The organism is Streptomyces sp. NRRL S-87 (genome assembly GCF_000719335.1).
In the GTDB taxonomy this organism is placed as follows: Bacteria; Actinomycetota; Actinomycetes; order Streptomycetales; family Streptomycetaceae; genus Streptomyces.
Map to the genome: position 1 here is coordinate 109389 of NZ_JOGB01000002.1, position 14742 is coordinate 124130.

Here is a 14742-nt window from a genome sequence, read left to right on the forward strand (position 1 = left end):
CAACGGTCAACGGCCGACGCCCGTCGGCCACGGTCTTCGGGAGGACTTCATGGCACCCACCGGCGTGGCGCTCCAGGACGTGCGCGCACAGCTCTTCGCCGCCGCCGACCGCGTCCTGCTGCGGGACGGACCCAGCGCGCTGACCAGCCGCGCCGTCACCACGGAGGCGGGCTGCGCGAAGGGGGTCCTGCACCGGCACTTCGCGGACTTCGACGCGTTCCTGGCCGAGCTGGTGACGGACCGGGTCGCCCGCGTCGAGGCGCAGGGGGCGGCCCTGTGCGCCGGGGCGGGGACCGGCACGGTCGCGGGGAACGTCACGGCCTTCCTGACGGACCTCTTCGCGTCGGTCGCGGTGGCCGTCGTCGGCCTGGTGACCTCCCGGGACGTCCTCCGGGCCCGGCTGCGCACGGCGCGCCCGACCGGTGTCCCGGTCCTGGCGGAGGCCGCCGCGGCCCTCGCCGACTACCTGGCCGCCGAGCGCGAGCTGGGCCGCCTCGCCCCCGAGGCCGCGGCGGACGCCCTCGCCCCCACCCTGATCGGCACCGCCCACCTCCTCTTCGCCGACCGCACGGGCACCCCGCCGACCCCGGAGGCCGTCACCCGGGCCGTCACGTCGGTCGTCGGCCCGGTCCTGAGCTGACCCGCGCCCGTGCGGTGCAGCCGGTCAGGGCAGGCGGGGGTCGGCCGCCAGCCCGCACAGGACCGGGCTCTCGCCCGTCACCGGCCCGCCCCCGGCGCGCGCGGGGGGCGCGACGGGCGCGGCGGGGGGCGCGGCGGGCGCGGGGGCCGTCACTCCCCCACCGCTCCGTCGATCGCCTCGCGCAGCAGGTCGGCGTGGCCGTTGTGGCGGGCGTACTCCTCGATCATGTGGGTCACGACGTAGCGCAGCGAGTAGGTCTCGCCTCGGAAGTCGACGGTGTCGTCCAGGGACGGGACGGCCGCCGCGGCCGCCCGCGAGCGGTCGCACTCGGCGTGCCAGAACGCGAACGCCTCCTCGACGTCGGCGTCCTCGACGCGGAAGTCGGCGAACTCCCCGTTCACACGCGGCCACAGCGCCCCGCGTCCCTCGCCGCGCACCACGTTGGCGAACCAGCCGCGCTCCACCTCCGCCGCGTGCCGGACCAGGCCGAGCAGCGAGAGTCCCGAGGTCGGCACCGCCTTCAGCCGGAGCTGATCGGGGGTGAGGCCCGAGCACTTCCACGCCAGGGTGGCGCGCTGGTAGTCGAGGAAGGCGGTGAGGGACTCCCGGTCGCCGGCCGTGACGGACGGCGCGACGCGCGCCGCGGCCGCGGCGGCCGCCCCGGGCACCCCGGCCGCTCCGTCGGTCACCGCGGGCTCCGTCCCCGCCTCCCGGCCGCCGTCCGTCACCGAGTCCTCCAGCGGGTGCCGGACCCACACGTTGGGCTCGACGTAGACGGCGTACCCCAGGTCCGGCTCGCAGTGCACCGGTACCAGGGCCTTGGGTACGACGACCGGGCCCCGCGCGTCGAAGGGCAGGCCCGTCCAGGACCGCCACTCCTCCAGCGAGGCGCTGACCGTCATGGAGGCCGGGCAGACCTTCTCGACGACGCCGCCCGCGCGCACGTGGACGCGCAGCCACGGGTCGTGCGGCAGGCCGTCGGGGCGGGTGCGCAGCACGTACTCCTCGATGGGCGTCTCCGGTTCGAGGTGCTTGGCGTTGGGGCGCAGCGGGGCGACCACCTCGCGGAAGCCGCGGGCCCTGGCGTTGGCGCGCATCGCCGCGAGCATGCGGCCTGAGAGCGCCCTGCCCTGGTGGTCGGCGTGGATGTTGATCTCGATGGCGCTGACGGTGTCGGGGGCGACGCCGTGCCGCAGGTCCGAGAAGGCCCACATGAGCACCTGGTCCCAGCCGCGCGGGGGGAGTTCGCCCCGGCCCTCCGTGTGGAGGGCGAACGGCACGCTGAAGGCACGGGCCACCACCGCGCCCGTGCCGTCCGTGGCGACGAGGACGTACTCGGGCAGCTCGGCGGCGATCCGGCCCATCAGCATCCACCCGACCGGGTCGTGCATCGTGAACTCGGGCCAGGTGTCCTTCATGCCCCACATCTCGTCGCGCAGCTCGGGGCGCTCGGCGAGGGTGGTGATGTGCAGGTGCGGCTCTCGTACGTCGTCCATGGGGGCAAACTAGCCAGCGCCGTACGTGTGTTCCAAGCGATTTCCGTGCAGGTCAGCCGGCGCTCCGGGCGGCACGTCCCGGCACGTCACGCGGCCGCCCGGAGCGACATCTGCCAGCATCCGGCCCAGCCGGTGAGGGTGACCGCGGCGAGCGGTCGGACGTCCACGTTCCAGTAGGTCAGCGGCGGCACCTTGAGCGCGTACACCAGCGCGGCCCGCACCACTGAGGGCTCGGCCACGGCGACGATCGCGCCGTCCCCGGCGGTCCGCTGGTCCGTGTGGACGAAGTACAGGGCGCGGGTGTCGAGCCAGCCCCCGACCCGCGTGATGAAGTCCGTCAGGGACTCGCCGCCGTGCGGGGCGGACAACGGGTCGGCGAGCCAGGCGTCCACCGCTGCGGGCTCGCGCGCCGCGACCTCGCCCAGCGTCAGGCCCCGCCAGCGGCCCATGTCGCACTCGCGCAGGGCCGGCTGCGCGAGCGGGGCGAAGCCGAGCGCCTCCCCGGTCGCGCGGCTGCGCGGCGTCGGGGAGCAGTAGCGCAGCTCGGCGGCGCCGAGCGGCACGAGGCCGTGGGCGGCCACCGCCACGTCCTGCCACCCGTTCCGGTCGAGCGGGCGGTCGTCGTCGAAGCGCTCGGCGAGCAGCGGGGCACTGCGGGCTGCCGCGACGAGCGTGACCCGAACATGCATGCGGTGATGGTGGGGCTCGGCGGGCGACGGGTCAAGGTGTTGGTGCGTACCGGTGTCGCGACCCCGTCACACCCCCCCCGCACCCCGCCAGCCGCCGTGCCGCCTCCGCCAGCTCCGTCGGGCCCGCCACGCCGGCGAAGCTGAGCCGGACGTACGGGCCGGGCGGTTCGGCGCTGAAGTACGGGCGGCCCGGCGCGACCGCGACGCCGGCGCGCAGCGCGGCGGCGGCGAAAGCGGCCTCGTCGGTGCCTTCGGGCAGCCGGCACCACAACTGGTAGCCGCCGGACGGCAGGTGGGCCGGGGCCAGGCCGGGAAGCTCCCGGCGCAGGGCCGCCGCCAGGGAATCGCGGCGCTCGCGCAGGGCGGTGGCGACGGCACGCAGGTGGCGGGGCCAGGCCGGGGCGCCGACCAGCTCCAGGGCCGCCTCCTGCAGCGGCCGCGGCACGAAGAAGCTGTCCACCACCTGGATCGCGCGCAGCCGCTCCAGCACCGGGCCGCGCGCGGCCAGCGCCCCCACCCGCAGGCTCGGCGAGGTGGCCTTGGTCAGCGACCGGACGTGCACCACCACGCCGTCCGGGTCGTCGGCGGCCATCGGCACCGGCAGCGGGCCGCCGTCGTCGTGCCCCATGTAGCGGGCGTAGTCGTCCTCGACGACGAACGCCCCGGCGGCCCGGGCGATCCGCAGCACCTCGGCGCGGCGCCCGGGGGCGAGGACGGCGCCGGTGGGGTTCTGGAAGAGGGGCTGGCAGACGAACGCCCGGGCCCCAGTGGCGCGGAAGGCCTGCTCCAGCAGGTCGGGGCGCACCCCGTCGGCGTCGCCCGGCACCGGTACCGGGCGCATCCCGGAGGCGCGTGCGATGGACAGCATGCCCGGGTACGTCGGCGACTCGACGAGCACCGCGGCGCCGGGTGCGGCCAGCGCGCGCAGGGCCGTGGTCAGGGCGCTCTGGCCGCCGGCGGTGACGAGGACGTCCGCCGCGGTGACGGAGCCGCCGATCTCGCGGGCGAACCAGGCGCGCAGCTCGGTGAGCCCCTCCAGCGGGGGGCGCCCCCAGGCGCCCGGCCGCCGCCCGGCGCGGGTGAGGGCGGCCGCCATGGCGCGTTCGGGCTGCAGCGAGTGGTGCAGGTAGCCGCCGTTCAGCTCGATGACCCCGGGCGGCGGGGCGGTCAGGCTGGCCAGCACCCCGGACGCGTCGACCGAGCGCGGCCCCGCGTCGCCGGGACCCTCGGCGCTGAGCGTGAGCTCCTGCCAGGAGGTGTCGCCGGCGACGGCGGCCGGCTCCCGCGGAGCGGCCCGGAACACCCCGGCCCCGGGCCGGGTGACGACCAGGCCCTCGGCGGCCAGCTGCGCCAGGGCCCGCGAGACGGTGACCGGGCTGACCCGGAAGCGCTCGACGAGGGCCCGACTGGACGGCAGCTTTCCCTCTACTGGATAGCGGTTGAGCTCAGAACGAAGGCTTTCCGCCAATTCAGTCACGCTGCTACGCTGTTGCATGAGAGCACAGAATAGCGCTACTACCGTCCCGACGATAGCGGTTACCAGCAGCGCCGGCCTCGGGAGCGGAGGCACCGCCACCGCTGCGACCCCCGCAGCCGCCGCCCCGCGCCGGGCCGTCTCCTCCGGCACGACCCTCGCCGCGCTCGGCGTGCTCACCTTCTCGCTCACCTTCCCGGCCACGGCGTGGGGCCTGGAGAGCTTCGGCCCCTGGTCCCTCGTGGCGGTCCGCAGCGTGCTGGCCGCCCTCATCGCGGCCGGGTTCCTGCTGGCGCTGCGCGTCCGGCTGCCCGACCGCGCCCACTGGGCCGGCCTCGCCGTGGTCGGCGGCGGCGTGGTCGTCGGCTTCCCGCTGCTCACGACCCTCGCGCTGCAGACCTCCACGACCTCGCACGCGGCGGTGGTGGTGGGCCTGCTGCCGCTGACCACGGCCGTGTTCTCCAGCCTGCGGGGCGGCACGCGCCCCTCCCGCACGTTCTGGACCGCGGCCGTCGCCGGTGCCGCCGTGGTCATCGGTTTCACCCTCCAGCAGAGCGGCGGCGCGCTCTCGACCGGGGACGCGTACCTGTTCGGCGCGCTGCTGGTGTGCGCGGCCGGCTACACCGAGGGCGGCCGGCTGGCCCGTACGATGCCGGGCTGGCAGGTGATCGGCTGGGCGCTGGTCCTGTGCCTGCCGCTGACCGCGGCCGGCGCCGCGATCGGCCTGGCGTACGAGCCGGTGCACCTGACCGGCCACGGCCTGGCCGGTCTGGTCTGGGTCGCGGCCGGCTCGACGTTCCTCGGCCTGTACGTCTGGTACCGCGGCATGGCGGAGATCGGCGCGGCCCGGGCGAGCCAGCTCCAGCTCGCCCAGCCGCTCCTGACCCTCGTCTGGTCGGTGACCCTGCTCGGCGAGCGGCTGAGCCCGGCCGCCCCGGCCGCCGCCGTGGCCGTCCTCGTCTGCATCGCGGTCACCCAGCGGGCCTGAGCCCGCAGAACGCGACCCGACAGGCTCAATACCGACGAATCGCCGTAAACTGCTGTCACCGCACACGACCGGCTCCGAGGAGGCAAGCAGATGCGAGCGACCGAGGGCGACCAGCTGGTGCAGCACGGCAGGATCGTGGGCCAGCACGACCGGGTGGGCGAGATCACCCAGGTCCTGGGAGAGAACGGCAGCCCGCCGTACCGCGTCCGCTTCCAGGACGGGCACGAGGCCGTGATGTCTCCGGGGCCGGACTGCGTGGTCAAGCACCCGCCCACAGAGCCGTACTGAACCGTGCGCCGTACCGCTGACGGCGACCGCGGGGACCGCCCGCGAGGGCGGCACCGCCGCGGCTGACCGTCAGCGGGGCGGCACCGCCGTGGGGTAGTGGTCGGCGACCACCCTCGCCATGGCACCCGAAGGGTCCGCGGCCACCTGCTTCCCCGAGAAGTAGACGTGGCCGCGGACCTCCGCGTACCGGGCCGCGTACGTCAGGTGCCGGGACAGCTCGTCCACCTTCCGCCAGGCGGCCGTCTCGCTCTCCGGGTCGCACCGGTACAGCGCCTCGCCGACGTACAGGTCCACGCCCGAGCCCCGGACCGTCTCGGCCCACCAGGTCGCGAGCGTGGCGTAGTCGACGGCGGGGTGTCCGATGTGCCAGTACAGCTGCGGTACGACGTAGTCGAGCCAACCCTGCTCGATCCAGAGCCGGGTGTCCGCGTACAGGTCGTCGTACGAGCACAGGCTCGGCCCGTTCGGGGAGCCGAGCGGGTCCTGGTCCCGGGTGCGCCACACCCCGAACGGGCTGATCCCGAAGCGGGTGCCGGGCCGCACCCGCGCGATCCCCTCGCGCATCTCCCGCACCAGCGCGTTGACGTTGTCGCGGCGCCAGTCGCCGCGGGAGGCGAAGGCCCCGCCGTACTCGTCGTACGCGTCGTCGTCGTCGAAGTACTCGTCGCTGACCGGGTACGGGTAGAAGTAGTCGTCCCAGTGCACCGCGTCCAGCGGGTAGCGGTCGACCGCGTCGAGCATCGCCTCCTGCACGAAGGCCCGCACCTCCGGCAGCCCGGGGTTGTAGTACGTCCGACCTCCGTACTCCACCGTCCACTCCGGGTACTCGCGCGCCGGGTGGCCCGCCGCCAGCCGCGAGAGGTCGGTGTGGTTGGCGATCCGGTACGGGTTGAACCAGGCGTGCAGCTCCAGTCCGCGCGCGTGCGCCTCGGCCACCGCCGTGCCCAGCGGGTCCCACCCCGGGTCCTTGCCCTGCGTGCCGGTGAGCCACTGCGACCAGGGCTCGTGCTCCGAGGGCCACATCGCGTCGGCGGTCGGCCTGACCTGGAGGACCACCGCGTTGAGCCGGCGCCGCACCGCCGCGTCGAGGTACCCGATCAGCTCGCTGCGCTGCGCCGCAGCGCTCAACCCGGCCCGCGACGGCCAGTCGAGGTTCTCCACGGTCGCCAGCCACATGCCCCGGAACTCCGGCGCCCCGTCCCGGCGGCGCCGCCGCCGGCCGCCCGGCTCCGCGGACGGCTCCGTACGCCCCGTGCGCGGCCCCGCTGCGGCGGCCGTCCCCGCGCCGATCACCGCGGCCGCCGCCCCGGCCGCGCCCGCGAGCAGGCCCCGCCGCCCCATGTACGTCATGTGACACTCCCGTTCCGCAGAGTAACGACAGATCGTTCCCGCACAGCATGCCCGCCCCGCCCCTTCAGGGGGCGCAGCGGCGGGAGTAACGTCGTGGGGCGTGGCGGGCGCCGGAGAGCAGTGACACTGACCCACGGGGGACCCGCCGAGGATGAGCACCGAAAGGGCACCAAGTGACGGACCTCCCTACCGACATCACCCGCGTCGGCGTAGTGGGCTGTGGCCAGATGGGCGCGGGCATCGCCGAGGTGTGCGCGCGCAGCGGTCTCGAGGTCAAGGTCGCCGAGACCACCGGCGAAGCCCTGGAGATCGGCCGCACCCGGCTGTACAACTCCCTGACCAAGGCCGCCGAGCGCGGCAAGATCACGGCCGAGGAGCGGGACTCCACCCTGGCCCGCCTCAGCTTCACCACCGACCTCGGCGAGTTCGCCGACCGCGACCTGGTCATCGAGGCCGTGGTCGAGAACGAGCAGGTCAAGACGGAGATCTTCCAGGTCCTCGACCAGGTGATCACCCGCCCGGACGCCATCCTGGCCTCCAACACCTCCTCGATCCCGCTCGTGAAGCTGGCCGTCGCGACCTCGCGCCCCGACCAGGTCATCGGCATCCACTTCTTCAACCCGGCCCCGGTGCAGAAGCTCGTCGAGCTCATCCCGGCGCTGACCACCAGCGAGGAGACGATCAAGCGCGCCGACGCGCTGGTGACCCAGGTGCTGGGCAAGCACCCGATCCGCGCCCAGGACCGCTCCGGCTTCGTGGTGAACGCGCTGCTGGTGCCCTACCTGCTCTCCGCGATCCGGATGTTCGAGTCGGGCATCGCCAGCCGCGAGGACATCGACAACGGCATGGAGTTCGGCTGCGCCCACCCCATGGGCCCGCTGAAGCTGTCCGACCTCATCGGCCTGGACACCATCGTCTCGATCGCCGACTCGATGTACACCGAGTACAAGGAGCCTCTGTACGCCGCTCCCCCGCTGCTGCAGCGCATGGTCGACGCGGGCCGGCTGGGCCGCAAGACGGGCTCCGGCTTCTACCCGTACAGCTGACCGGCGCGCGGGTGACGCCGCCGCCCGGGCGGCGGCGTCACCCGGCCCGGATCACGACGTGCTCCACGTCCCGGCCGCCCACAGCGGCACCCGCAGCGCCTCGTCGACGAGCCCCGCCGCCTGCCGGGCCTCCGCGCTGCCGCTGGCCAGCAGGGCGGCCCGCACGGTGCGCAGCCGGTCCCGCAGCCGCCGGGACTCCATCCCCCGCGCCCGCTCGGCCATTTCGGCCGCCGCCGCGCCCGCCCGGTCCACCTCCCCGCGCCGCAGCTCGACCTCGCACAGCATCGCCAGCCGGTGCACGCGGCCGCGGTCGTGCGCCGGACTCGCCACGGCCGCCGCGGCGTGCGCGTGCGCGGCCGCCAGGTCCCCCAGGGCCAGCAGCGCCTCCGCCACCTGTACGTTCACCAGCCCGGGCTGTACGTAGCCGGTCTCGTCCGGTTCGCCGGCCGGCCGGATGCGCCCGGCGGCCTCCTCCGCCCGCCCGATGCAGGACAGCGCCGTCGCCCCGTCGCCGAGCCGCGCGTAGGCCTTGGCCTGCATCGCGTACAGGTCGGCGGTGAGCGCCGGGGTGGTACGGGCGCCGGCGGCGCGCAGCGCGGCCTCCGCGAACGCCACCGCCTGCCGGTACTCGCCCAGGTGGAGGGACTGGTTGACGAGCAGGGCGACGACGTACGCCCCGAGTCCGCGGTCGCCACTGGCCTTGGCCAGCCGCAGCGCCTGGTGGAAGTAGCGCTGGGCCAGGCCGTGGGCGTCCGAGTCGTACGCGCAGATGCCCGCGACCGCGACGAGCGACCCGGCCGCCCGGTGCAGCCGGCGCCCCAGGTCGTCGGGGTAGCTGCCGCGCAGCAGCGGGGCGGTCTCGCTGCCCAGGAAGCGGACCACCCGGCCGCGGGTGGCCATCCCGCCGGCCCGCCGGTACAGCAGCTCGTAGTGGGCCCGGGCGGCCCGCAGGACCTCGATGTGCTCGGGTCCGACGGCCGCGCCGCCGGCAGCCGCCGCGCAGGCGGGCCGGGCCACGTCCGCGTCCTCGGGCGGGTTCTCCCACTCCCACACGGGCATCACGGCCGGAGTGCCCGTCAGGGCGGCGGCGGCCAGGTGCTGGGGGCGGCCCTGTCCGTCGGAGCGCCACAGGGCGGTGGCCCGGTCCACGAACCCGGCCAGCGGGGAGGGGCCCGGCTCGGCCGGGGTGCCGGGGACGCCCAGGCCGATGTCGTCGAGGGTGACGGTGCGGGCCAGCCGGGCGGCGAGCACCTCGCAGATCAGGTCGGGCACCTGGCCGCGCGGCCGCTGGCCCTTCAACCAGCGGGCCACGGCGGTGTGTTCGTACCGCAGGGCCAAACCCCGCGTCCGGCCCGCCTGGTTGACCCGGGCGGCGAGTCCGGCGTGCGAGATGCCCGCCTCCGCGAGGAGGGCGTCGAGCAGGCTGTTGGGCAGCATGGGCCCCTCCAAGAACTCGTCGGAGCCAGCGTAGTGGGGCCGGGCTTCACACGGGGTGTGAACCGAGTGCGCGCATAAATGCGCGGCGCACTCTGCCGCGGAGGCCCCCGGGACCGGTTGACTGAAGCGCCTCGCCAAGAGGTAGCCAGGGCCGTCGGCTCCCCCTCGTACAGTGCGACGGCCCGACTACGCGCCGCCTGCCCTGCCGTCTGCCCGACACTCCGCGGCAGGGCGGGCGGCGCTCCACGGCCGCCGCGCCAAGGCTCCGCTCTCGGGTCCTGTCAGGTCCCGTGCGGGGTCACTGCCCCGGCGCACCGCCTGCCCGCTCGGTTGCACGGGCACCAGGCGGCGGTCGTTGCGCACCACCAGCAGGGCGGCATCGTCGGCGAGCTGCCCGCTGGTGTGGCGCAGCAGAGCGGCGTGCACGCCCGCGACCAGGCCGGCGGGCGTGCCCGTCGCGCCGGCCGCCTCCCTGAGCACCCCGCCGAGGGGGAAGTGGCGGCCGGCCCGGTCACGGGCGTCGGCGACCCCGTCGGTGTGCAGGAACAGCGCCTCGCCCGGCAGCAGCACCCCGCACGGCCGCACCAGCAGCTCCGCCGGCAGCGGGAGCACGCCGAGCGGCGGCAGCGTCTCGCCGCCGGCCCAGGGTTCCGCGTGGCCGAGCGGGGTGCCGGCGCGGCGGAGCCGGAAGGGCCAGGGGTGGCCGCAGTTGAGGGCCCGCAGCACCCCGTCGGGGGCGATCTCCAGGACCAGGACGGTCACGAACTCCTCGGCAGCGGGCCCGGTTTGGGGTCCGTCCGCGGCCTCGGTGCGGGCCCGCTCGCGCAGGTGCCGCTGCAACGCCCGTTCCATGCGCCGCAGTACGCCGCCCAGGTCCCGTTCGTCGTAGGCCGCCTCGCGGAAGCTACCGAGGACCGCGGCGGCCGCGCCGAGCGCCGGCAGGCCGTGACCGCGGACGTCGCCCATCACCACGCGCACCCCGTACCGGGTCGGCAGCGCCGCGTAGAGGTCGCCGCCGATCGTCGCGCCGCGGCTGGCGGACACCTGGACGGCGGCCAGGGCGAGCCCCTCCATGCGGGGCGGCAGGGGGCGCAGCAGGGCCCGCTGGGCGGCTCCGGCGACCTCCTGGGCGCGCCGCAGCTCGGCGAGCACGCCCTGGCGCAGGCACAGCGCCGCGACCGCGCCCAGGCCCAGGAAGGCGGCGCAGGTGGCCAGTCGGGTCAGTAAGGGGGCGTGCAGTGCTTCGGGGGCGCCCAGCTCCCACGTCACCGCGGCCAGCGCCCAGGCGGTCAGGCACGCCCGGCGCAGCGGGGGCAGGTCCCCGGTCAGCGGGCACCGCACCCTGGATCCCGTCACGTCGGCCTCCCCGGAGCCCTGAGGTAGAGGCCGTCTCGTGTCTGGGGCTCGCGTCGCCCCCGGGGCGCTGAAAGCCTGTGTGGGGACCCTCGGCTCTCGCCCGTCGTCCCGCGGCCGGAACGATTGTGTCGAGTGGCCGGATCCTGCTGAGACCCCTGCCGGAGGATCTCACCCGAATGAGTGAGGGGCCCACCCGAAACCTTCGGATGGGCCCCTCGGGGGACTCCTCGGTGCGGACGCGCCGGGGCGATGGTGACCCCCCGGGCGCCCGGCGGGGCGGTCAGGCCCCGCGCAGCACCGCGCCGGTGCGCTCGGTGGCGAGCGCGACGGCGGCGTCGCGGGCGGCCGTGGACTCCTCGGCCGTCAGCGTGCGGTCGGCGGCGCGGAAGCGCAGCGCGTACGCCAGCGACTTCTTGCCCTCGCCGACCTGCTCGCCGGTGAAGACGTCGAACAGCCGCAGCGACTCCAGCAGTTCACCGGCGCCCTTGCGCAGCGCGGCCTCGACCGTGGCGGCCGGGACCGACGCGTCGACGATCAGCGCGACGTCCTGGGTCGCCACCGGGAAGGCGGAGATCCGGGGCGCCTGGAGGGCCTCGCCGCCGGCCCGCTGGAGGCGGTCCAGGTCGAGCTCCATCGCGCTGGTGCGGGCGGGCAGCCCGAGCGCCTTGACGACGCGCGGGTGCAGCTCGCCGGCGTGGCCGATGACCTGCTCGACACCGTCGAGGGTGACGATCAGCTCGGCGCACCGGCCCGGGTGCCACGGACCGTACTGGCCCTGGCGGACCACCAGGCCGGCGCCGGCCGCACGGGCCAGCGAGCGGGCGGCCTCGACCGCGTCGGCCCAGTCGGACGGACGGCCCTTGCCCCACCAGCCGGCCTGCTCGCGGGCACCGGCCAGCACGACCGCGGCGTACCGCGGCTGGGCGGGCAGCGCCGCGTTGAGCGTGGCGATCTCCTCGTCCGTGGGACGGCGGTCCACGCCGAGGCGCACCGCGACGCCCGGCCGGTCGCCGGCGCGGAAGACCAGGCCGGTCTCGAAGAGCGCGAGGTCGTGGCTGCCGCGGCTGTCGTTGCGGCGCAGCGCGCCGAGCAGGCCCGGCAGCAGCGTCGTGCGCAGCGCCGGCTCCTCGTCGGACAGCGGGTTGACGAGCGTGACGACCTGGCGGCTCGCGTCGTGCGCGGGCAGCTGGAGCTGGTCGAAGACGCTGTCGCCGAGGAACGGGTAGTTCAGCGCCTCGACGTAGCCGGCGCCGGCCAGCGCGCGGCCGACCCGGCGGTGCAGCTGCTGGCGGGCGGTCAGACCGCGGCCGGAGGGCACCTGCGGGAGGGTCGAGGGCAGGTTGGCGTAGCCCTCGAGCCGGATGACCTCCTCGGCGAGGTCGTTGGGCTCGGCGAGGTCGGGACGCCACGACGGCACGGTGACGACGAGCTCGTCCTGGCCGTAGACGTCGCAGCCGACCTCCTGGAGGCGGCGTACGACGGTCTCGCGGCCGTACTCGACGCCCGCGACCCGGTCCGGGTGGTCCGCGCGCATGGCGACGGTCCGGGGGGCGACCGGGGCGGCCAGCTCGGTGACGCCCGCCTCGGCGGTACCGCCGGCCAGCAGGACCAGCAGGTCGACCGTGCGCTGCGCGGCAGCGGCGGCGGCCTGCGGGTCCACGCCGCGCTCGAAGCGCTTGGACGCCTCGGAGGACAGCTTGTGGCGGCGGGCGGTGCGGGAGATGGTGATCGGGTCGAAGTGCGCGGCCTCGATCACGACGTCCGTGGTGCCGGTGACGGCGCCCGTCTCCGGGTCGGCCACGGCGTCGGCGATCTCGGTGTCGGCACCGCCCATGACGCCGGCGAGGCCGATCGGCCCGCTGTTGTCGGTGATCACCAGGTCCTCGGCGTCGAGGACGCGCTTGACGCCGTCGAGGGTGGTGAACTTCTCGCCCTGCTCGGCGCGGCGGACGCCGATGGGACCGTCCAGGCGGGAGCGGTCGTAGGCGTGCAGCGGCTGGCCGAGTTCCAGCATCACGTAGTTCGTGACGTCGACCGCGAGCGAGATCGGGCGCATGCCGGCCTTCTGAAGGCGGCGCTTGAGCCAGATCGGGGACTTGGCCTCGGGGTCCAGGCCCGTGACGGTGCGCGCGGTGAAGCGGTCGCAGCCGGTCGGGTCGGAGACCTTGACCAGGTAGCCGTACGAGTTCGGGGCCGGGACGTCGAGCAGCGCCGGGTCGCGCAGCGGCAGCCCGTACGCGGTGGCCGTCTCGCGGGCCACGCCGCGCAGGGACAGGCAGTAGCCGCGGTCCGGGGTGACGGCGATGTCGAGGACCTCGTCGTTCAGCTCCAGCAGCTCGATCGCGTCGATGCCGACCTCGATCTCCGGCGGCAGCACGATGATGCCGTGCGTGCCGTCGTCGCCCATGCCGAGCTCGTCGCCGGAGCAGATCATGCCGTGCGAGTTCCTGCCGTACGTCTTGCGCGCGGCGATCGCGAAGTCGCCGGGCAGCACCGCGCCGGGCAGGGCCACGACGACCTTGTCGCCGACCGCGAAGTTGCGGGCGCCGCAGACGATCTCCTGGGGCTCGCCGGTGCCGTTGGCCTGGCCGACGTCGACGGTGCAGAAGCGGATCGGCTTCTTGAAGCCCTCCAGCTCCTCGATGGTCAGCACCTGGCCGACCGCGAGCGGGCCCGTCAGGTCGGCGCCCAGCTGCTCGACGGTCTCGACCTCCAGACCGGCGTCGATGAGCTTGGCCTGCACGTCACGACCGGTCTCGCCCGCAGGCAGGTCGACGTACTCCCGCAGCCAAGAAAGCGGGACCCGCATCAGATCTCCATCCCGAACGGCCGGGTGAACCGGACGTCACCCTCGACCATGTCTCGCATGTCTTCCACGTTGTGGCGGAACATCAGCATCCGCTCGATGCCGAACCCGAAGGCGAACCCGCTGTACTTCTCGGGGTCCACACCGCAGGCGGTGAGCACCTTGGGGTTGACCATGCCGCAGCCGCCGAGCTCGATCCAGCCCTCGCTGGAGCAGGTGCGGCAGGGGCGGTCGGGGTTGCCCACCGACGCGCCGCGGCACACGTAGCACTGCATGTCCATCTCGGCGGACGGCTCGGTGAACGGGAAGAAGTTCGGGCGCAGGCGGGTGGTGACGTCGTCACCGAAGAGCGCCTTGACCATGTGGTCGATGGTGCCCTTGAGGTCGGCCATCGTGAGGCCCTCGTCGACGGCCAGCAGCTCGACCTGGTGGAAGACCGGGGTGTGCGTGGCGTCGAGCTCGTCGGTGCGGTACACGCGGCCCGGGCAGACGATGTAGACGGGCGGCTCGCGGCGCTCCAGGAGGGCGCGGGCCTGCACCGGCGAGGTGTGGGTGCGCAGCACGACACCGGACTCGTCGCCCTCGACGCCCTCGGGGCCGCGGACGAAGAAGGTGTCCTGCATCTGGCGGGCCGGGTGGTCGGGCGTGAAGTTGAGGGCGTCGAAGTTGAACCACTCCGCCTCGACCTCGGGGCCCTCGGCGACCTCGTACCCCATGGCCACGAAGATGTCCGCGATGCGGTCCATCAGGGTGGTCAGGGGGTGCCGGGCGCCGGCCGGGACGCGGTCGTAGGGCAGCGTGACGTCCACCGCCTCCTCGACCAGGACGCGCTCGTCGCGCTCGGCCTCCAGGGCCGCGAGCCGCTCCGCGTACGCCTTGTTCACGGCGCCGCGGGCCTGGCCGACGCGCTTGCCCGCCTCGGCCTTTGCCTGGGGCGGCAGGGCGCCGATCTCGCGGTTCGCGAGGGCGAGCGGCGAGGTGCCGCCGGCGTGGGCGGTCTTCGCGTGCGCCAGTGCGTCGAGGTCGCAGGCGGCCGCGAAGGCGGCGAGCGCCTCGTCCCGCATGCGCTCGATCTCTTCCGGTTTCAGTGCCTCGACCTCGACAGGGTCGTACGACTTGTTCGGTGCCGACATCTCTTCCCGTACTTCCGATGGGCTGGCTGGTGGTCCCCG

At 75.1% G+C, this 14742-nt stretch carries 12 protein-coding genes and 1 pseudogene; 4 read left to right on the forward strand and 9 right to left on the reverse strand.

The window, feature by feature from the left end:
- Positions 1-49: 49 nt before the first annotated feature.
- The gene (locus tag IF43_RS0101600; protein ID WP_030192917.1) at positions 50-640 is read left to right on the forward strand and encodes a TetR/AcrR family transcriptional regulator; all 591 of its coding nucleotides are present in this window, start codon (positions 50-52) and stop codon (positions 638-640) included.
- A gap of 149 nt (positions 641-789) precedes the next feature.
- On the opposite strand, the gene IF43_RS41985 is transcribed toward IF43_RS0101600, so the two are convergent.
- The 4 genes and pseudogenes from IF43_RS41985 to IF43_RS0101620 form a co-directional block, all read right to left on the reverse strand.
- Positions 790-1398, reverse strand: coding sequence for a DinB family protein (locus IF43_RS41985; RefSeq protein ID WP_324605079.1), 609 nt, complete (start codon positions 1396-1398; stop codon positions 790-792).
- A pseudogene (locus tag IF43_RS41990) lies at positions 1378-2136 on the reverse strand (N-acetyltransferase); the annotation flags it as partial. The pseudogene IF43_RS41990 and the gene IF43_RS41985, both read right to left, overlap by 21 nt.
- Before the next feature lie 86 nt (positions 2137-2222).
- Positions 2223-2825: a histidine phosphatase family protein gene (locus IF43_RS0101615; protein ID WP_030192920.1), complete on the reverse strand. Its 603-nt coding sequence runs from the start codon at positions 2823-2825 to the stop codon at positions 2223-2225.
- 31 nt (positions 2826-2856) lie between these two features.
- Positions 2857-4320 carry a PLP-dependent aminotransferase family protein gene (locus IF43_RS0101620; RefSeq protein WP_051794522.1) on the reverse strand — a complete coding sequence of 488 codons (1464 nt, stop codon included), beginning with the start codon at positions 4318-4320 and terminating at the stop codon, positions 2857-2859.
- On the opposite strand from IF43_RS0101620, the gene IF43_RS0101625 reads away from it, so the two are divergent.
- Together IF43_RS0101625 and IF43_RS0101630 are read left to right on the forward strand one after the other, a co-directional pair.
- A complete protein-coding gene (locus IF43_RS0101625) occupies positions 4319-5287 on the forward strand; it encodes a DMT family transporter (RefSeq protein WP_030192922.1) in 969 nt (322 codons plus the stop codon). The two genes, IF43_RS0101620 and IF43_RS0101625, sit on opposite strands and share 2 nt — an antisense overlap.
- 90 nt (positions 5288-5377) lie before the next feature.
- Complete coding sequence (locus IF43_RS0101630) at positions 5378-5575, forward strand: DUF1918 domain-containing protein (RefSeq protein WP_030192923.1); 198 nt, start codon at positions 5378-5380, stop codon at positions 5573-5575.
- A gap of 69 nt (positions 5576-5644) precedes the next feature.
- On the opposite strand, the gene IF43_RS0101635 is transcribed toward IF43_RS0101630, so the two are convergent.
- Positions 5645-6925: a glycoside hydrolase family 10 protein gene (locus tag IF43_RS0101635; protein ID WP_030192924.1), complete on the reverse strand. Its 1281-nt coding sequence runs from the start codon at positions 6923-6925 to the stop codon at positions 5645-5647.
- A 173-nt stretch (positions 6926-7098) separates the two neighbouring features.
- Here IF43_RS0101635 and IF43_RS0101640 point away from each other — a divergent pair, with 173 nt between their 5' ends.
- Positions 7099-7971, forward strand: a complete 873-nt coding sequence (locus IF43_RS0101640) for a 3-hydroxybutyryl-CoA dehydrogenase (protein ID WP_030192925.1) — start codon at positions 7099-7101, stop codon at positions 7969-7971.
- A 51-nt stretch (positions 7972-8022) separates the two neighbouring features.
- On the opposite strand, the gene IF43_RS0101645 is transcribed toward IF43_RS0101640, so the two are convergent.
- The 4 genes from IF43_RS0101645 to pheS form a co-directional block, all read right to left on the reverse strand.
- A complete protein-coding gene (locus tag IF43_RS0101645; RefSeq protein WP_030192927.1) occupies positions 8023-9408 on the reverse strand; it encodes a hypothetical protein in 1386 nt (461 codons plus the stop codon).
- Between the two features lie 186 nt (positions 9409-9594).
- The gene (locus IF43_RS0101650; protein ID WP_078909843.1) at positions 9595-10764 is read right to left on the reverse strand and encodes a PP2C family protein-serine/threonine phosphatase; all 1170 of its coding nucleotides are present in this window, start codon (positions 10762-10764) and stop codon (positions 9595-9597) included.
- A 280-nt stretch (positions 10765-11044) separates the two neighbouring features.
- Positions 11045-13573 carry a phenylalanine--tRNA ligase subunit beta gene (gene pheT, locus IF43_RS0101655; RefSeq protein ID WP_030192930.1) on the reverse strand — a complete coding sequence of 843 codons (2529 nt, stop codon included), beginning with the start codon at positions 13571-13573 and terminating at the stop codon, positions 11045-11047.
- Complete coding sequence (pheS, locus tag IF43_RS0101660) at positions 13573-14703, reverse strand: phenylalanine--tRNA ligase subunit alpha (RefSeq protein ID WP_030192933.1); 1131 nt, start codon at positions 14701-14703, stop codon at positions 13573-13575. Before pheS ends, pheT begins: the two co-directional genes overlap by 1 nt.
- Positions 14704-14742: the final 39 nt, after the last annotated feature.